The 17,370-nt window shown below is 65.4% G+C and carries 17 protein-coding genes; 16 read left to right on the top strand and 1 reads right to left on the bottom strand.

The window, feature by feature from the left end; translation table 11 throughout:
- The first annotated feature begins 3 nt into the window (after positions 1-3).
- The 16 genes from cyoB (at position 4) to ACZ1II_RS19820 (ending at position 16,898) form a co-directional block, all read left to right on the top strand.
- Positions 4-2,010, top strand: coding sequence for a cytochrome o ubiquinol oxidase subunit I (gene cyoB, locus ACZ1II_RS19895; protein WP_465145308.1), 2,007 nt, complete (start codon positions 4-6; stop codon positions 2,008-2,010).
- Positions 2,011-2,115: 105 nt separating this feature from the next.
- Positions 2,116-2,655, top strand: a complete 540-nt coding sequence (gene cyoC / locus ACZ1II_RS19890; RefSeq protein WP_465147349.1) for a cytochrome o ubiquinol oxidase subunit III — start codon at positions 2,116-2,118, stop codon at positions 2,653-2,655.
- On the top strand, positions 2,655-3,032 hold the full coding sequence (cyoD, locus tag ACZ1II_RS19885) for a cytochrome o ubiquinol oxidase subunit IV (RefSeq protein WP_465145307.1): 378 nt from the start codon (positions 2,655-2,657) through the stop codon (positions 3,030-3,032). The genes cyoC and cyoD overlap by 1 nt, the downstream gene beginning before the upstream one ends.
- A 49-nt stretch (positions 3,033-3,081) precedes the next feature.
- The gene (locus tag ACZ1II_RS19880) at positions 3,082-3,822 is read left to right on the top strand and encodes an SURF1 family protein (protein WP_465145306.1); all 741 of its coding nucleotides are present in this window, start codon (positions 3,082-3,084) and stop codon (positions 3,820-3,822) included.
- Entirely contained in the window at positions 3,810-5,153 is a 1,344-nt protein-coding gene (locus ACZ1II_RS19875) for an ATP-binding protein (RefSeq protein WP_465145305.1), read from the top strand. The genes ACZ1II_RS19880 and ACZ1II_RS19875 overlap by 13 nt, the downstream gene beginning before the upstream one ends.
- A complete protein-coding gene (locus ACZ1II_RS19870; protein ID WP_465145304.1) occupies positions 5,150-5,701 on the top strand; it encodes a response regulator transcription factor in 552 nt (183 codons plus the stop codon). Before ACZ1II_RS19875 ends, ACZ1II_RS19870 begins: the two co-directional genes overlap by 4 nt.
- 201 nt (positions 5,702-5,902) lie before the next feature.
- Complete coding sequence (locus ACZ1II_RS19865) at positions 5,903-6,829, top strand: LysR family transcriptional regulator (protein ID WP_465145303.1); 927 nt, start codon at positions 5,903-5,905, stop codon at positions 6,827-6,829.
- A 97-nt stretch (positions 6,830-6,926) separates the two neighbouring features.
- Positions 6,927-8,162, top strand: coding sequence for an amidohydrolase family protein (locus tag ACZ1II_RS19860; protein ID WP_465145302.1), 1,236 nt, complete (start codon positions 6,927-6,929; stop codon positions 8,160-8,162).
- Between the two features lie 15 nt (positions 8,163-8,177).
- A complete protein-coding gene (locus ACZ1II_RS19855; RefSeq protein WP_465145301.1) occupies positions 8,178-9,701 on the top strand; it encodes a bifunctional 3-(3-hydroxy-phenyl)propionate/3-hydroxycinnamic acid hydroxylase in 1,524 nt (507 codons plus the stop codon).
- Complete coding sequence (locus ACZ1II_RS19850; RefSeq protein WP_465145300.1) at positions 9,698-10,129, top strand: GlcG/HbpS family heme-binding protein; 432 nt, start codon at positions 9,698-9,700, stop codon at positions 10,127-10,129. The genes ACZ1II_RS19855 and ACZ1II_RS19850 overlap by 4 nt, the downstream gene beginning before the upstream one ends.
- Positions 10,126-11,010, top strand: coding sequence for a VOC family protein (locus tag ACZ1II_RS19845; RefSeq protein ID WP_465145299.1), 885 nt, complete (start codon positions 10,126-10,128; stop codon positions 11,008-11,010). Before ACZ1II_RS19850 ends, ACZ1II_RS19845 begins: the two co-directional genes overlap by 4 nt.
- 46 nt (positions 11,011-11,056) lie before the next feature.
- Complete coding sequence (locus ACZ1II_RS19840) at positions 11,057-11,890, top strand: fumarylacetoacetate hydrolase family protein (RefSeq protein ID WP_465145298.1); 834 nt, start codon at positions 11,057-11,059, stop codon at positions 11,888-11,890.
- 58 nt (positions 11,891-11,948) lie between these two features.
- The gene (locus tag ACZ1II_RS19835) at positions 11,949-14,141 is read left to right on the top strand and encodes a TonB-dependent receptor (RefSeq protein WP_465145297.1); all 2,193 of its coding nucleotides are present in this window, start codon (positions 11,949-11,951) and stop codon (positions 14,139-14,141) included.
- Between the two features lie 76 nt (positions 14,142-14,217).
- Complete coding sequence (locus ACZ1II_RS19830; protein WP_465145296.1) at positions 14,218-14,703, top strand: hypothetical protein; 486 nt, start codon at positions 14,218-14,220, stop codon at positions 14,701-14,703.
- Positions 14,700-15,560: an alpha/beta hydrolase gene (locus ACZ1II_RS19825; RefSeq protein ID WP_465145295.1), complete on the top strand. Its 861-nt coding sequence runs from the start codon at positions 14,700-14,702 to the stop codon at positions 15,558-15,560. Before ACZ1II_RS19830 ends, ACZ1II_RS19825 begins: the two co-directional genes overlap by 4 nt.
- Positions 15,561-15,572: 12 nt before the next feature.
- Complete coding sequence (locus ACZ1II_RS19820; RefSeq protein ID WP_465145294.1) at positions 15,573-16,898, top strand: family 1 glycosylhydrolase; 1,326 nt, start codon at positions 15,573-15,575, stop codon at positions 16,896-16,898.
- Between the two features lie 192 nt (positions 16,899-17,090).
- Here ACZ1II_RS19820 and ACZ1II_RS19815 read toward each other — a convergent pair whose 3' ends face one another.
- Positions 17,091-17,369: a DeoR/GlpR family DNA-binding transcription regulator gene (locus ACZ1II_RS19815; RefSeq protein WP_465145293.1), complete on the bottom strand. Its 279-nt coding sequence runs from the start codon at positions 17,367-17,369 to the stop codon at positions 17,091-17,093.
- Position 17,370 lies beyond the last annotated feature (1 nt).

The following is a 17,370-nucleotide window of genomic DNA, read 5'->3' as shown; positions in this document are numbered from 1 at the left end:
ACAATGGAAGCTGTAGACCATTCTCACTGGAGCCCGTTACTGGGCCGCCTGTGGTGGGACGCCATGCCACAGGAACCGATCGTGCTTGCCACGTTCGTCGTCGTCGCCCTCGGCGGCGCGGCGCTCGTGGCCGGGCTGACCTATTTCAAGCTCTGGGGCTATCTCTGGAAGGAGTGGTTCACCAGCGTGGACCACAAGAAGATCGGCATCATGTACATGGTGCTGGGCCTGATCATGTTCCTGCGCGGCTTCGCCGACGCGGTCATGATGCGTATCCAGCAGTCGATCGCCTTCAACGGCAACGAGGGCTACCTCAACGCCCACCACTACGACCAGATCTTCACCGCCCACGGCGTGATCATGATCTTCTTCGTGGCGATGCCTTTCGTCACCGGCCTGATGAACTACATCGTGCCGCTGCAGATCGGCGCGCGCGACGTCTCCTTCCCGTTCCTGAACAATTTCAGCTTCTGGATGACGACGGCGGGCGCGGTGCTGGTCATGGCCTCGCTGTTCATCGGTGAGTTCGCGCAGACCGGCTGGCTGGCCTATCCGCCGCTGTCCAACATCGCGTACAGCCCGTGGGTCGGCGTCGACTACTATATCTGGGCCTTGCAGATCGCCGGTGTCGGTACATTGCTATCGGGCGTCAACCTGATCGCGACCATCGTCAAGATGCGCGCACCGGGCATGACCATGATGCGCATGCCGATCTTCACCTGGACCTCGCTCTGCACCAACATCCTGATCGTCGCTGCCTTCCCGGTGCTGACGGCGGTGATGACGATGCTGACGATGGACCGCTATCTCGGCTTCAACTTCTTCACCAACGACTTCGGCGGCTCGCCGATGATGTACGTGAACCTGATCTGGATCTGGGGTCACCCCGAGGTCTACATCCTCATCCTGCCGCTCTTCGGCGTCTTCTCGGAAGTCACCTCGACCTTCAGCGGCAAGCGCCTGTTCGGCTACTCGTCGATGGTCTACGCGACGCTGGTCATCACCATCCTCTCGTACCTCGTCTGGCTGCACCACTTCTTCACCATGGGTTCGGGCGCGAGCGTCAACTCGTTCTTCGGCATCACCACGATGGTGATCTCGATCCCGACCGGCGCAAAGCTCTTCAACTGGCTGTTCACGATGTATCGTGGCCGCATCCGGTTCGAACTGCCCATGATGTGGACGGTCGCCTTCATGCTGACCTTCACCATCGGCGGCATGACCGGCGTCCTGCTCGCAGTGCCGCCTGCCGACTTCGTGCTGCATAACTCGCTGTTCCTGATCGCCCACTTCCACAATGTCATCATCGGCGGCGTGCTGTTCGGCATCTTCGCGGCGATCAACTTCTGGTGGCCCAAGGCCTTCGGCTTCAAGCTCAACCAGTTCTGGGGCAAGGTCAGCTTCTGGCTCTGGGTTCCCGGCTTCTGGTTCGCCTTCATGCCGCTCTACATCCTTGGCCTGATGGGTGTGACCCGCCGCATGCGCGTGTTCGACGATGCGTCGCTCCAGCCCTTCTTCATCGTCGCCGCCTTTGGCGCGCTGATGATCGCGGGCGGCATCGGTGCCATGCTCGTCCAGTTCGCGGTGTCGATCTGGAAGCGCGAGGAACTGAAGGACGAAACCGGCGATCCGTGGAACGGCCGTACCCTGGAATGGTCGACCTCGTCGCCGCCGCCGGAGTACAACTTCGCCTTCACGCCGATCGTCCACGACATCGACGCCTGGGAAGACATGAAGCGCTGCGGCGTGGAACGTCCGACCGAAGGGTTCCGTCCGATCCACATGCCCAAGGGCACCGGAACGGGTATCATCCTGGCCGGTCTGTCGGTGGCCCTCGGCTTCGCGATGATCTGGTACATCTGGTGGCTGGCAGCCGTCTCCTTCGCGGGAATCCTCGGCTATGCCATCTTCCACACCTTCAACTACAAGCGCGATTACCACATCCCGGTCGAGACGGTCGAACAGACCGAGGCCGAGCGTACGCGCCAGCTTGCAGCGGCAGGAGCCTGATCGATGACTGCCACTGCCGAAATGACCAAGAACCTGAGTCAGCCTGAACTTCAGGCTGCGTTCTACGACCTCAACGAGCACGACCATCCCGAAGGCGGCAGCACCATGCTGGGCTTCTGGATGTACCTGATGAGCGACTGTCTCATCTTCGCGATGCTGTTCGCCGCCTACGGGGTGCTCGGCGGCAGCTTCGCGGCGGGTCCGGGTCCGAGGGATCTCTTCGACCTGCCGCTGGTGGCGCTGAACACGGCGATGCTGCTGTTCTCGTCGATCACTTACGGCTTCGCGATGCTGGCCATGGAGAAGAACAGCAAGGGCGTCACGCAGCTCTGGCTGCTGGTCACCGCCGTGTTCGGCGGCGCCTTCCTCTTCATCGAACTCTACGAGTTCAGCCACCTGATCCACGAAGGCGCGACGCCGATGCGCTCGGGCTTCCTCACCGCGTTCTTCTCGCTGGTGGGCACCCACGGCCTTCACGTCACGTTCGGCCTGATCTGGCTGTTTACGCTGGTCGTCCAGATCGGCAAGAAGGGTCTGATCCCGGCGAACAAGCGTCGCCTGATGTGCCTGTCGCTGTTCTGGCACTTCCTCGACGTCATCTGGATCGGCGTCTTCACCTTCGTCTATCTCATGGGAATGCTGTGATGAGCGAGCACGTTCACCCGAACCACCATCACGACGACGATCACGGCAGCCACGGCTCGCTGCGCGACTATGTGATCGGCTTCATCCTCTCGGTCATCCTCACCGCGATTCCGTTCTGGCTGGTGATGACCGGCGCGATTGCCGACAAGTCGACGACGGCCCTGGTGATCATGGCCTTCGCGGGCGTGCAGATCGTGGTCCACATGATCTACTTCCTGCACATGAACACGAAGTCGGAGAACGGCTGGACCGTCATGGCGCTGATCTTCACGATCGTCGTGCTCGTGATCACGCTTTCCGGCTCGCTTTGGGTGATGTACCACCTGAACCACAACATGATGCCGATGACGACCCACGACATGGGCCAGCTCCCTTGAGGCTTGGCCTGACCGAGGTCGGGAAAAAGAGACGAAACTGACCGAGCAAATGCGGACAGAAACGGATCGAACGGAAACGCGGCGGCCCTCGGGGCTCGCCGCGTTTCTGCTGGTGGCGCTCATGGCCTTCGTGGCCCTGGGCGTCTGGCAGGTGCAGCGGATGCACTGGAAACACGCGCTGATCGCCCGCGTCGAGGCACGGGTTCATGCCGCCCCGGTCGTCGTGCCGGAGGATGCCCGCCTGACCGGCGAAGGCGCGCGCGAACTCGAATACCTGCGGGTCAAGATCGCCGGAACGTACGAGGGCAGGGCCACCGCGCTCGTCCGCGCGGCGACCGAACTTGGCACCGGCTACTGGACGATGACACCGATCCGCACTGCCGAAGGACGGCAGGTCTGGATCAACCGCGGCTTCGTCCCGGCCGGAACCAAGCGCGAGCAAGCTGCGGCCACAACTCCGCCGGGCCATGTCGAAGTGACCGGCCTGCTGCGCCCGACCGAACCGGGCGGCAGCATTCTCCAATCGAACCAGCCCGGTGCCGACCGCTGGTACTCGCGCGACGTCAAGGCGCTGGCCACGGTGCGCGGGATCGGTGCGGTCGCTCCGGCCTTCGTCGATGTACAGGTCGAGCAGGCCGCTCCGGTGGAGGGGCTGCGTCCGGTTCCCGGTCTCACCCAGATTCACTTCCCCGACAGCCACCTCAGCTATGCGCTGACCTGGTTCGCGATGGCGCTGATGTCTGGCGCGGCGCTGGTCTTCGTCTGGCGGCGCGGGCAATGGAACGCCTGATCGGGCTGTTCGCGCCGCAAGGCCTGCCGCGCGGCTCTGCGAGCCGCGCCAATGTGATTCTGCTTACGCAGCTGCGCTGGACGGCGGTGTTCGGCCAGCTGGCGACGATCGTCATCGTCTCGCAGGGACTGGGCGTGAAGCTGGAACTGGCGCCGCTGCTGCTGGCGCCGCTGCTGCTGATCGTCGTCAACCTCGCCTCGGCGAGCGTCGTCCTGCGACGGCGGGACTTCACACAGGGCGAGCTGTTCTCGGCCCTGATGGTGGACGTGATCGCGCTGTGCTGGCAGCTCTATCACAGCGGCGGCGCGACCAATCCCTTCACCTTCCTGTTCCTGCTCCAGATCGTGATCGCGGCGGTGATCCTCGATCTGCGCTGGAGTTCGCTGGTCGCGATCAACGCCTGCCTCTGCATGTTGCTGCTGACGTACTTCTACGTGCCCTTGCAACTGCCCGCGCGCTACGCCGGACATCCGTTCGAACTCTATATCTACGGCAGCCTGTTCTGCTTCGTGCTGGCGGCGGTGCTGCTGATCGTCTTCGTCGCCCGGCTCGATTTCACCCGGCGAGAGAGCGACGCCAAGCTCGCCGCGCTGCGCCAGCAGGCGATCGAGGAGGACCATATCATCCGCATGGGCCTGCTCGCCTCGGGCGCCGCGCATGAACTGGGCACGCCGCTGTCGTCGATCTCGGTGATCCTCGGCGACTGGGCACGCCAGCCCGGTATTGCCGACGACCCCGACATGGCCGCCGATCTCGCCGACGTGCGCCGCGAACTGGCGCGCTGCAAGAACATCGTCAGCGGCATCCTGATGTCGGCGGGCGAAATCCGCGGCATCGACCCGGCGGTGACGACCCTGCGCGGCTTCCTCGGCGAGATTCTGGAGGAATGGCGCGCCCGTATGCCCGGCGAGCTGCGCTTCATCGACCGCATCGCCGAAGACCGCTCGATCGTCTCCGATCCCGGCCTCAGGCAGGTGATCGGCAATGTGATCGACAACGCCGTGGAAGTATCCCCGGAACTCGTCGTCATAGAAGCATGGGAAGAGCATGGCCGCCTCGTCCTCACCGTCAGCGATCGCGGTCCCGGCTTCGCTGCGGACATGTTGCCGCGCGTCGGCCAGCCCTATGCCTCGACCAAGGGGCGCGACGGCGGCGGTCTCGGCCTGTTTCTCGTCGTCAACGTGATCCGCAAGCTCGGCGGCAAAGTCGCGGTCGACAACCTGCCGGATGGCGGCGCGAGGGTGCAACTTGCGATTCCCCTTGCTACACTGGCCTATGAGCCCAGAAAGGGCGAGGACACAGTTGGAGGCATAGCAGGCGGGGCACCATGACAGACGCAGTAGTGATCGATCCGGACGGCGCCAGCCTGCTGATCGTCGAGGATGACCCGACTTTCGCACGCACCCTGCGCCGCTCCTTCGAGCGGCGCGGTTACCGCGTCAGTTCCGCCTCCAGCCCCGATGAGGCCGAAGCGCTCAGCCGGGGCGAAGCCTTCGAATATGCAGTGGTCGATCTCAAGCTCGCCGCGTCATCGGGTCTTGCAGTGGTGCAGTCGCTCCACGCCCGCTCGCCGGAGACCCGGATCGTCGTGCTGACGGGCTATGCCTCGATCGCGACGGCGGTGGAGGCGATCAAGCTCGGCGCCTCGCACTACCTCGCCAAGCCGTCGAACACCGACGATATCGAGGCCGCCTTCACCAGCGGCGAGGGCGATGCCAGCGTGCCGGTGGACGGACGCAAGAGTTCGATCAAGACGCTGGAGTGGGAATATATCCACCGCACCCTGGTCGAGTGCGAGTTCAACATTTCCGAGGCCGCGCGCCGTCTCGGCCTCCACCGCCGCACCCTCGCGCGCAAGCTGGAGAAGCGCCAGATCTAGCCGAGCGGGCTTGTGGATTTCGCTAAAAGTTGCCGCTCTATTACTCGTCATCCTGAACTTGTTTCAGGATCCATCTTGCCCAACAGACAGCCGTTCGTGTCGAGGAATGGATCCTGAAACAAGTTCAGGATGACGGGGTGTCCGGACCGTAAGGTAGGCCTGCAAAAATCTGCAAAAAAGACCGGTGAGAGCAATATCGACATGACGGACAACTCCTCCCCGCTGGCACGCATGCCCGCGATCGATCCGCGCGCGCTGATGACGTTCCGGGTGGTCTGCGAGACCGGCTCGATCAGCGCGGCGGCGCGGATGCTGAACCTGTCGCAGCCCTCGGTTTCCAACACTATCGCGCTGCTGGAACGCCGCCTCGGCGTCGTCCTGTTCGAGCGGCGGCGCGGGGGCATCGTCCTCACCCGCGAGGGCGAAGTGCTGCGCCGTCCGGCCGAGGCCATGGCCCGCCTGCTCTCCGATGCCGTCAGCGATGTCGAGCATGCCCGCCACCACATCGCCGGACCGCTGCGGATCGGCGGCACGCCCGGTGCCTTGCTCACGCTGCTGCCCGGCGCGATCATGCGCGTGGAGGAAGCTGTCGGTGACTTCGCCTTGAGTGCGGTCGAGAAACCTGACGAACAACTGCTCGACATGCTGCGCAAGGGCGAGATCGAACTCGCCTTCGTCACCACCCGCATCCAGAACGTGCCCACCGACATGGTGGAAGTGACCTGCGCGCGCGACCCTTTCGCGCTGATCGTCGGCCCGCGCCATGCCGATCTGGGGAGCCGCGTCTCCTTGCGCGAGGTCGAGCATTACCCCTGGGTTCTGCCCGAGGCACGCGGGGCCTTCCGCCGCCAGGTGGACGCCTTGTTCATCGCCGCCGGTGTCTCGGTGCCGCGCACGACGATCCGCAGCGACTCGCTGCTCACCACCCGCGCCATCGTGCGCGAGACCGACCGCGTCACCGTGCTGCCGCGTACCGTGGCCCTCGACGGTGCTTCGGACGGCTCGATCCGGGCCATCGCCATCAAGGAGGCCGTCTTCGAACGCAGCGTCGGCGTGCTGCGGCTTGCCGACCGGCGGCTCTCTCCGCTGGCGGAAGCGATGCTTCGGGCATTGCCCGAAGTTCCATAGTTTTTGACTATGGCAAATCGAAAACTCATTATTTTACTTGAGGGCCGATAGCGCGCTAAACCTCGCTCAACCGAACGATAAAAGACGGGAGAGAGCGATGCGGACCCTGATCCGCGATGTATCCATCTTCGACGGCAGCGGCAGCGCTCTCCAGACCGGCTCGGTGCTGGTGGACGGCGAGCGGATCGCCCGCGTGGCCTACGGCGCCGATGCGCTGGCGGGTGAAACCGCCGACGTGACCATCGACGGGCGCGGCAAGACGCTGATGCCGGGTCTGGTCGACGCGCACACGCACCTCACCTGGGGATCTTCGGTCGAGAAGATCTACCACCAGTTCATCCTCCCACCCGACGAGCTGAAGGTCGCGGCCTGGCGCAATGCGCGGGTGCTGCTCGACCACGGCTTCACCTCGATCTACTCGGCCGGCGCGCTGGGCGACATGATCGAGCCGGAACTCGCTCAGGCCATTGCGGCAGGCGAGACGCCGGGGCCGCGTATGGTGCCCTCCACCCTCGAACGCAGCCCGGAAGGCGACGAAGGCGTCGAGACCGGCGACGTGTTCAACGGGCGCGGGCCCGATGCGATGCGCAAGTTCGTGTCCTACTGCAAGGATGAGGGCGTCCAGTCGATCAAGCTGGTCGTCTCCGGCGAGGATGCGCTGAAACCCGGCTCGGCCATGCAGGTGCTCTACACCCGCGAGGAAATGCTGGCCGCCGGAGAGGCGACGCGCGAGGCGGGCATGTGGATCGCCACCCACGCCTATTCGCCCGAAGCCATCGGCCTTGCCCTCGATGCCGGTGCGCGCATTCTCTACCACTGCTCCTTCGCGGATGCGGCGACGGTGGACCGCATGGCGGCGGACAAGGACACGTTCTTCTACGCGCCCGGTCCCGGCGTTTCGGTGGCGGCGATCGAGGCCAACCCGCCGCCGCATGTCGACATGACGCATATGAAGGCCAGCGCGCATGAGCGCATGGGCCTTGAGGGCAAGCTGGTGCCTGCATTGAAGGCGCGCGGCGTGCGCATCCTGACCGGCGGCGACTATGGCTTTCCGTTCAATCCGCATGGCCGCAACGCCCGCGATCTGGAGCATTTCGTCCAGTACTTCGGCTTCACTCCCGCCGAAGCCCTGCGCTCTGCCACGCAGTACGGCGGCGAGTTGATGGGTCTTGAGGTCGGGCTGGTGAAGGAGGGCTGGCTGGCCGACCTGCTGCTGGTCGACGGCGACCCCACGGCGAATGTCGCGGTGCTGCAGGACAAGGACCGGCTGAGCATGATCATGAAAGGCGGGGCGTTCCACAAGGCGCCCGCCGAGATCGAAGCAACAGAGTAACCAGGGGCTAAATCAATGTCATACGACGTGGTTGTCGTAGGCTGCGGCCCTGTGGGCGCGCTGGCCGCGAACCTTCTCGGCCTGAAAGGGCTCAAGGTGCTGGTTCTCGAACGGGAACTGGAACACTACCCGCTACCGCGCGCGGTCCATCTCGATCACGAGATGATGCGCCTGTTCCAGTCGGCCGGGGTGATCGATCGGGTTGAGGGCGACATGATCGCCACCGACGGCCACCTCCATGTCGGAGCCGACCATGGCGTGATCCGCTACATGGGCACCGTGGGCAAGCCGCGTCCGTTCGGGTGGGCCAACGATTACTTCTTCTACCAGCCCGAACTCGAAGCGCACTTGCGCGAGGGCTTTGCCGCGATGCCCAATGTCGAGCTGAAGCTGGGCGCCAGCTTCACGGGGCTGACGCAGGACGCAGAGGGCGTGACGGTCGAGTATCTCGACGGCGCTGAAACCCGCACTGCCAAGGCCCGCTGGGTCATCGCCTGCGACGGCGCGCGCAGTGCCGTGCGCAAGGCGCTGGGCGTCGCTCTGGACGATCTCGATTTCGAGGAGCCCTGGCTTGTCGTCGATGCCGAAGTGGAAGGACCGGTCGCGTTTCCGCCGCTCTCCGGCGTGCCGGAGGGGGCCGATCTCCAGCGCCTTTCGGTGATGATGTGCGATCCCTCGCGTCCCGCCACCGTGGTTCCCGGCCGCCGCGACCATCGCCGCTGGGAGTTCATGCTGCTCCCCGGCGAGGACGACACGGCGATGTCGGCGCCGGAAAAGGTGGCCGAACTGGTCGGCGCGTGGATGGCCGATGTGCCGCACCGGATCGTGCGCGCTGCGACCTATCGGTTCCACGGTCTCGTCGCGCATCAGTGGCAGGTCGGCAACGTGTTCCTCGCTGGCGATGCCGCGCACCAGACGCCGCCGTTCTTCGGGCAAGGCATGTGCCATGGCCTGCGCGACGTCGCCAATCTGGCGTGGAAGATGGACGCAGTGGCCAATCACGGCGCCGATGTATCGGTGCTGGGTACTTACCAGCGCGAGCGTGATCCGCACGTCCGCGCGGTGATCGGCGCTGCCGTGGCTGCCGGTCGTTACATCTGCGAACTCGATCCTGCCACTGCCGCCGCCCGCGATGCCCGCATCCGCGAGGAAGCGCGCCAGAAGGCCGGTGAGACCGCGCACGATCTGATCCCCGCCATCGCCGAGGGTGTGGTTCTTGGCGAAACCTCCGGCGCGGGCGTCCGCTTCGTGCAGCCGGTGCTGGCCGATGGCCGCAAGCTCGACGACCTGACCGGCGGCGACTGGCGCCTCTTCGTCCGCGACGATGCCGTGCCGGGCCGGGCCGAGGGCGTCACCCGCGTTTCGGCAGGCACCCTGCCGGACAACGGCGCAGTCACCGCATGGCTCGACGAACACGGCGTGGATGCCGTGCTGATCCGCCCCGACCACTACGTCTTCGGCACCGCCAACCATAGCGCCGAAGACCTCCTTGCCGCCCGTGCGGCCCAGCTTTTCAGCCATCAGGAGCTTGCCGCATGACTCTCTCGCTTGTCGCAGCACAGACCATCGTCACGGCTACGCTGGCCGAAGCGCGGGCCCGCAATGCCAAGAGGCTGGCGGTGATCGTGCTCGACGCGGGCGCGCACCCGGTCGCCTTCGCTCGCGAGGACGGGGCGAGCCTCTACCGCTTCGATATCGCCAGGGCCAAGGCCGAGGGCGCCGTGGGCATGGACGCGGACACCGCTGTCCTTGCCGAGCGGGCCAAGGGCAACCCCGTGTTCTTTCAAAGCGTCACCGCTGCCGTCGGCGGCCGCATCGCCTTCTCTCCCGGGGGGGTAGTGATCCGCGATGCCGCCGGCACCCTGATCGGCGCCGTGGGCGTCAGCGGTGACACTGGCGAGTGCGATGCTCAGTGCGCCCGCGCCGGCATCCGCGCGGCGGGACTTTTCCAGGAGCAAGAGGCATGAAACTGCGCAGCATCGAACTGGCGATGCCCGATCCGGCCGCTGCCGCCACGTTCATGACCGAAATCTGGGGCATGGCTGAGGCTGAGACGAAGGGCGAGACGCATTATCTGCGCGGCTCCGGCCCGTTCCCCTACCTCGTGGCTTTCGAGAAGTCGGAAGACGAATTCGTCCGCTCGACCACCTTCGTATGCACGGGCGAGGAACTGGAAGCGCTGAAGGCACGCGTGACCGCCTCGGGTTGGACCGCCAGCCCGACCCAGAGCCACGACCTTGGCGGCGGGCACGGCCTGCTGGTCGAACTGCCCGAAGGCACGATCCTGCGCTTCCTGGTGGACGCTACCGAAGTCGCGCCCATCACCGGGCGCGACCTGCCGGTGAAGCTGACCCACGTGGTGTTCAACGCTGCCGATGCCGAAGCCTGCGGCCACGCGGTGGAGGACATTCTCGGCTTCCTCGTTTCCGACCGTACCAAGGGCATGGTCTTCGTGCGCTGCAACGACAGCCACCACTCCACCGCCTTCGCCCGTGCCGGCTTTGCCTCACTCAACCATGTCGCCTTCGAGATGGAGGACATCGACGCGGTGATGCGCGGAATCGGTCGTCTGCGCGATCATGCCATGGTTCCCGCGTGGGGCCCCGGCCGCCACGGCCCGGGCGCCAATGTCTACGCCTATTTCATCGCCCCGTTCGGCCCGGTGATCGAGTTCTCGACCGCCGTCGAAAAGGTGCCGCATGACTACAAGGCCGGCGCCCCGGAAGACTGGACCTGGCCGCCGAACCGCATCGACCAGTGGGGCATCTCGGACAAGGATTTCGAAGGCCTGCGCCGTGCCGAGGAACGCTTCCGTTTCCGCCGCGACTGGGAAGCCGCGCCGCTCTGACCATTTGACCGCCGCCGCAGGACACGCGGGGCAGGGGAGACTACGCATGAACCGTTACATCAGCTTCGAACGTCCCGATGGCAGCAAGAGCTTCGGCCGCCTCGAAGGGGAAAAGGTGTTCGATCTCGGCGCATCCGGCGGCGACGCTTGGCTGAAGGACGTGCTGGGCGATGACCTTGCCGCGCTGCCCGCCACCGGCGAGTTCGCCTTCGCCGCCGTCACGCTGCTGCCGGTGGTCCCGAACCCCGAAAAGATCCTCTGCGTGGGCCTCAACTACGCCACCCACGTCGCTGAGACCGGCCGCGAGCAGAAGGAACACCCGGCGATCTTCACCCGCTGGGCCGACAGCCTGATCGCCGATGGTGATGCCATGGTCCGCCCGCCCGAAAGCGAGCGCTTCGATTACGAGGGCGAACTGGCCGTCATCATCGGCAAGGGCGGCCGCCGCATCGCGTCGGAGAACGCGTGGGAGCATGTCGCCGGTTTCGCGCCGTTCAACGATGGGTCGATCCGCGACTGGCAGCGCCACAACATCCAGTTCACCCCCGGCAAGACCTGGCCCGGCACCGGCGGCTTCGGCCCGTCGATGGTCGCCGCTGCCGATGTGGAAGACCTTGCTTCGCAGCGCGTGCAGACCCGCGTGAACGGCGAACTGATGCAGGATCAGCCGGTGTCCGACATGATCTGGGATATCCCGAAGCTCATCGCATACTGCTCCACTTTCACCGATCTGAAGCCCGGCGACGTGATCGCCAGCGGCACCCCCGGCGGCGTCGGCGACAAGCGCAAGCCCCCGCTCTACCTCAAGGCCGGAGACACGGTGGAAGTCTCCATCGGCGTGATCGGCACCCTTTCCAACCCCGTCATCGATGAGACCTGACGGGTCGCATAACGACAAAAGAAATATCGAAATAACAATCAGTTTGGGGAGAGACCAAATGACCCGCATTCACAAGATCGCTTTGCTTTCCGGCATCGCTCTCGGCACTCTGAGTACACCTGTCATGGCACAGGACACCGCGCCTCAGGCTGCCGAGACGATCTCCAGCAGCGACATCATCGTCACCGCCCAGCGCCGCGCCGAGAAAGTGACCGAGGTTCCGATCTCGATCACCGTGGCGAGCGCCGAGCAACTCGAACGCCAGCAGGTCAACACCGTCAACGACCTTGCCCGCATCGCGCCGAGCCTCGAAATCCAGGCGGCTCCGGGCCAGAACACCGGCGGCGGCGGCTCGATCCGCGGCATTGGCACGATGACCTTTTCGCCCGGCGCAGTAGCCTCGGTCGGCGTCGTCGTCGATCAGGTCAGTCAGGGCAATGCCAATATCTCCGACCTGTTCGACATCGCCCGCGTCGAAGTGCTGAAAGGCCCGCAGGGAACCCTGTTCGGCCTGACCACTTCGGCTGGTGTCATCAACATCACCACCAACAAGCCCGACTTCACGCAGTTCTCGGGCCGCGTGCGGACCGAGCTGTCCGATGCCGGGACGGCGGGGGCCAGGTACGGCAACCAGGTCGTGCAGGGCGTCGTCAACGTGCCGCTGGCATCGAACGCCGCGATCCGCGTGTCGGGCGTCGCCAACCTCCGTCAGGGCGTGAACCGCAATACCGTCACCGGCGATCTCAACGATACCAACCGCTACGGCGTGCGCGGTCGCCTGCTCTGGGAGCCGACCGACCGTGTTACCGTGAACCTGATCGGCGACTATGCGCAGACCCGCTTCAAGAACGGCGGCGACTTCTTCACCTTCGTCAAGGCCGCCCCGGACATCACGGCGGAACTCGCAAGCTGCGGCGTCACCGTGGGCGAGGGCAATTCGAAGTACTGCATGGACAGCCGCTTCACCGGCAAGAGCAAGAACTACGGCGGATCGCTCCAGGTCGACTACGAGGCCGATCCGTTCACGCTCACCTCGATCACGTCGCTGCGCAAGTCCGGCGAATCCGGCTATGGCGCGGCCTCCAACGTGTTCCGCGCGGATACCCTGCCGCTGACGGTGATCAACGATCCGGTCAACCGCAATATCAGCCTGTTCACGCAGGAGTTCCGGGTCAGCTCGGCGGCCGGTTCGCCGATCGAATATACCGCGGGCGCGTTCTATTCGAACCAGAAGCAGACCCGCGATCCCGAGACGGTGCAGGTGACGCTGTTCGGCAATGCGCTGCCGCCCTCGACTACCCCGGCGCTGACCATCCGCGACGAATCGCTGGCTTTCTTCGGCCAGCTTACCGGCCATGTGACCGACCAGTTCCGCCTGATCGGCGGCGTGCGCTACACGACCGACCGCCTGTCGCTGGATATCGCCGATCAGCCGGATACCGTGCTCGATGTCGCCAAGTGGTCGTGGCGTCTCGGCGCCCAGTACGACCTGAATTCGACGACGATGGCCTATGCCACTGTCTCGCGGGGCTTCAAGGGCGGCCAGATCGCCGTGCCCAGCGACGGCCGCGATCCCTATGTCGTATATCCCGAAATCCCGACCTCCTATGAGCTTGGCTTCAAGTCCACGCTGTTCGGCGGCTGGGTGGCCGATGCCAGCCTGTTCTACATGAAGATCGACAACTTCCAGGCCCAGAGCTGCACGATCAATTCGTCCAGCGTGATTTCCTGCGACCAGAAGAACGTGGACGGCGTGAAGACGCGCGGCGCCGAGCTGAACTTCTTCGGCAAGGTCTTCGACAATCTCTCGCTCAACACCGGCTTCATCTACGCCAAGGCGACCTATCCGAAGAGCTATATCGGCTCCGACGGCACCGATATCGGCGGCTCGCAGCTGGCCTATGCGCCGCGCTACAAGTTCACGCTCTCGGGCGAGTACGAGCAGCCGATCGGCGAGCGCTTCGCCGGGTTCCTGTCGGTCGATACGGTCTGGAAATCGCGCATCCGCTACGAAGAGAACGCCTATTCGGAAAGCACCTTCCGGCCGCACTGGACCGTCGGCGGGCGACTGGGCCTGCGCACCCAGGACGATCGCTACTCGGTCGCGGTCTTCGTGCGCAACCTGTTCAACGTGCACGAGCCTTCGCTGATGCAGACCTCTTTCCCGTTCGGCAACGCGGCCAATGTCGGTGCGATCTACGGGCCGCAGTCCTATCGCAATGTCGGCATCAGCCTCGACGCCAAGTTCTGATCTTGCGCGCCGGGCGTGGCCAGGGTCACGTCCGGCCCACGTCCGGCGCAAGGTTTCGCGAAAGGGAAAGAGGATGATGCAGAGACAATTCGATCCCTATCGCCTGCTGCGGCAGGAGCAGATCGTCAGCGCGGCGATCAATGCGGTGCTGAGCGCGGCGTTCTTCGCGCTCGTCTTCGGGTTGACTGCGCGGCAACTGGCGATGGGCGCGCCGGATCGCTTCGCGCTGGATTTCCTGCCACAAGGCATGATGGTCTCGCTGATGGCTTCGCTGGTGCCGGCTTTCGTGGTGCGCGGAAAGCTGCGCAGGGCGGGAGCCTTTGGCTTGGGCTTGGGGCCTTCCGGAACGGAAATCGCCCGAACCACGGCAAGCGGCGTGCTGCTGGGGTTCGCCAGTGCGGCCTTGCTGGCGGTGCTGGCGCTCTACGGTCCGTTTCATGCGGTTTCGAGCCTGCCCGCGCTGGCTTTCAAGGTCGTCTATGGTGCTGCGCTCGGCGCGGTCTGCACGCGGCTTGCCGTGACGCGGCTGTTCTTCCGCGGCTTTGGGGAGCGGACGGCATGAGCGGGACGATCCGGAATCTCGGCACGCGGATGGGGCCGGACGTGGTGGCAGCCCTCCGCGCGCTCTATGGGCCGGAACAGGAGGCACTCGCCGCCGCGATGCCGCCAATTGCGGCGGACTGCACCTATGGTCCTGATCCGCGCAACCGGCTCGATCTCTACTGTGACGGAGGGAGCATGGAGCCGCGTCCGGTCGTCCTCTTTGTCCATGGCGGCGGCTTCCTCGTCGGCGACAAAGGCGGGTATGGCGAAAACGGGGGGAGCGGCTGGACCAATGCCCATGTCGGGCGCTGGGCGGCGGCGAACGGGCTGATCGGCGCGGTGATGAACTATCGCCTCGCGCCCGCGCATATGTGGCCCTCCGGTGCGGAAGACGTGGGCCTCGCAGTCGACTGGCTGCGCGCGAACGCGGCGGAGCATGGCGGCGATCCGGAGCGGATATTCCTGCTCGGCACTTCGGCGGGCGCGGTCCATGTCTCGGCTTTTCTGAGAGCGCGCGAGGATCACGGCAAGCTGGTGCGCGGCGCGGCGCTGCTCTCGGGCCTCTACGGTTTCACGCCACTGGATGAGCGCGACATGCTCTACTACGGCCCGCAGGACTGCTACGACTTGCGCATGCCGATGGGCGCGGTGATGGCGACGGGCCTGCCGCTCCTGATAGCCTGCGCCGAGTTCGATCCGCCGCGCTTTCAGGCCGAATGGGCCAGCCTGCTGCAGGCTCGCCTCGGCCGTCACGGCCACCTGCCGCGCGCGCACTATGCCTCCGGGCACAACCACTATTCCATGGCCATGCATCTCGGCACCGCGGACCGCCGCCTGTCGGATGAACTGCTTTCCTTCTTCGCCGACCATTCCTGAGGGGCACGTCCGATGACCAAGATCGCAAATCTCGACCGCCGAAGCCTGCTCGCGGCAGGAGCACTCGCCGCCGCAGCGCCGGTCATGGCGCATGCTGCGACGAAACGCCCGAACCCGGCCTTCCCCAAGGGCTTCCTCTGGGGCGCCGCCACCGCGCCGCACCAGATCGAGGGCAACAACACCGCCTCCGACCTCTGGTTCGTCGAAAACCAGAAGCCGACCGTTTTTGCCGAGCCTTCGGGCGATGCGGTGAACAGCCTCGAGCTCTGGGCGACCGACCTCGACATCGTGAAGTCGCTCGGCCTCACATCCTACCGCTTCGGCGTGGAATGGGCGCGGATCGAGCCGGAGAAGGGCCTGTTCTCGCAGGCCATGCTCGACCACTACAAGCGCATCGTCGAAGGCTGCCACGCGCGCGGGTTGACGCCGCTGGTGACGTTCAACCACTTCACCGCGCCGCGCTGGTTCAGCGCGCAAGGGGGCTGGGCCAACCCGGACTCGGCGCAGCTGTTTGCCCGCTACTGCGACAGGGTGGCCCGCGCCATCGGCGCCGGCATCGCCATGGCCATGACGCTGAACGAGCCGAACATCCTGCTCATCCTCAAGAACATCCTGCCGCCGCCGGTCTGGGACATGCAGCGCGAGACGCTCGCCGCCGCGGGCAAGCGCCTCGGCGTCGAGCGTTTCCTCTGCGCCAATGTCGCCGGGCGCGAGGATGTCGATGCCATCGTCGCAGGCCAGATGGCCGGACACAAGGCCGCGCGCGCCGCGATCAAGGCGGTGCGCGGAGACCTGCCTGTGGGCTTCACGCTCTCGGTGCTGGACGACCAGGCATCGGGCAAGAACTCCATGCGCGACAAGGTGCGGGCCGAACTCTACGGCGGCTGGCTGGAGATCGCCAAGGGCGACGACTTCATCGGCGTGCAGAACTACGAGCGCGCGGTCTGGAACGACAAGGGCCGTCTGCCCGCGCCCGACAGCGCCGACCGCAACTGGTCCGGCACCGAAGTCTGGGCGCCCTCGCTGGCAGGCGCGGTGCGCTACGTCCACGCGGCCACGAAGGTCCCGATCCTCGTCTCCGAACACGGCGTCGGCACCGAGGACGACAGCTTGCGCGCCCGGTTCATTCCGTCGGCGCTGGAAGGGCTGAAGCAGGCCATGGACGACGGGGTGCCGGTGCTCGGCTACATGCACTGGTCGCTGCTGGACAACTACGAGTGGATCTTCGGCTACAAGCCGCGCTTCGGCTTGTGCAGCGTGGACCGCACGACGTTTGCGCGGACGCCCAAGCCGAGTGCTTCGGTGCTGGGAGGGATTGCCAGGCGGAATTCGCTTTAAGTGGGAAGAGGAAAAGCAGGGGGGCAACACCCCCATTACCGTCTAGGTCAGGCGGACCAACAGCGTCGTGCGCTCATGGCCGCGTCGGGAGACCTAATGGCTGCGCCGCAAAGAGCGCACAACGGAGAGGCTGGGCGCCAGGTCGACATTTCGAGGGTCTGGGGGATCATCCCCCAGGACTTCTTCCTATCTTCAGGCGATAATCACCTTAACCCCAAGGTCCCGCAACCGATCCGCCATATCCTGCGGAATCCCGGCATCGGTAACGATCGTATCCACCTCATCCAGCCCGCAGACGATCGCGCCCGACGAAGAGCGCAACTTCGAGCTGTCCACGAGCAACACGACTTCCTCCGCCCGGTCCATGAACCGGCGCTCGGGGGCGACGAGGATCACATCCTGCTGCATCACCCCCTGAGGTCCCACCGCCGCCGCGCCCATGAACAGCTTGGGCGCGTGGAAGCGCGGCATC

It is taken from the genome of Novosphingobium sp. BL-S-20, assembly GCF_055521635.1.
This window is presented reverse-complemented; position numbering and strand designations above follow the sequence as displayed.

Excerpts from the sequence above, each read along its gene's own strand:
- cyoB (WP_465145308.1), top strand. The coding sequence starts at position 4 with ATGGAAGCTGTAGACCATTCTCACTGGAGCCCGTTACTGGGCCGCCTG.
- cyoC (WP_465147349.1), top strand. The coding sequence starts at position 2,116 with ATGCTGGGCTTCTGGATGTACCTGATGAGCGACTGTCTCATCTTCGCG.
- cyoD (WP_465145307.1), top strand. The coding sequence starts at position 2,655 with ATGAGCGAGCACGTTCACCCGAACCACCATCACGACGACGATCACGGC.
- ACZ1II_RS19880 (WP_465145306.1), top strand. The coding sequence starts at position 3,082 with ATGCGGACAGAAACGGATCGAACGGAAACGCGGCGGCCCTCGGGGCTC.
- ACZ1II_RS19875 (WP_465145305.1), top strand. The coding sequence starts at position 3,810 with ATGGAACGCCTGATCGGGCTGTTCGCGCCGCAAGGCCTGCCGCGCGGC.
- ACZ1II_RS19870 (WP_465145304.1), top strand. The coding sequence starts at position 5,150 with ATGACAGACGCAGTAGTGATCGATCCGGACGGCGCCAGCCTGCTGATC.
- ACZ1II_RS19865 (WP_465145303.1), top strand. The coding sequence starts at position 5,903 with ATGACGGACAACTCCTCCCCGCTGGCACGCATGCCCGCGATCGATCCG.
- ACZ1II_RS19860 (WP_465145302.1), top strand. The coding sequence starts at position 6,927 with ATGCGGACCCTGATCCGCGATGTATCCATCTTCGACGGCAGCGGCAGC.
- ACZ1II_RS19855 (WP_465145301.1), top strand. The coding sequence starts at position 8,178 with ATGTCATACGACGTGGTTGTCGTAGGCTGCGGCCCTGTGGGCGCGCTG.
- ACZ1II_RS19850 (WP_465145300.1), top strand. The coding sequence starts at position 9,698 with ATGACTCTCTCGCTTGTCGCAGCACAGACCATCGTCACGGCTACGCTG.
- ACZ1II_RS19845 (WP_465145299.1), top strand. The coding sequence starts at position 10,126 with ATGAAACTGCGCAGCATCGAACTGGCGATGCCCGATCCGGCCGCTGCC.
- ACZ1II_RS19840 (WP_465145298.1), top strand. The coding sequence starts at position 11,057 with ATGAACCGTTACATCAGCTTCGAACGTCCCGATGGCAGCAAGAGCTTC.
- ACZ1II_RS19835 (WP_465145297.1), top strand. The coding sequence starts at position 11,949 with ATGACCCGCATTCACAAGATCGCTTTGCTTTCCGGCATCGCTCTCGGC.
- ACZ1II_RS19830 (WP_465145296.1), top strand. The coding sequence starts at position 14,218 with ATGCAGAGACAATTCGATCCCTATCGCCTGCTGCGGCAGGAGCAGATC.
- ACZ1II_RS19825 (WP_465145295.1), top strand. The coding sequence starts at position 14,700 with ATGAGCGGGACGATCCGGAATCTCGGCACGCGGATGGGGCCGGACGTG.
- ACZ1II_RS19820 (WP_465145294.1), top strand. The coding sequence starts at position 15,573 with ATGACCAAGATCGCAAATCTCGACCGCCGAAGCCTGCTCGCGGCAGGA.
- ACZ1II_RS19815 (WP_465145293.1), bottom strand. The coding sequence starts at position 17,369 with ATGCCGCGCTTCCACGCGCCCAAGCTGTTCATGGGCGCGGCGGCGGTG.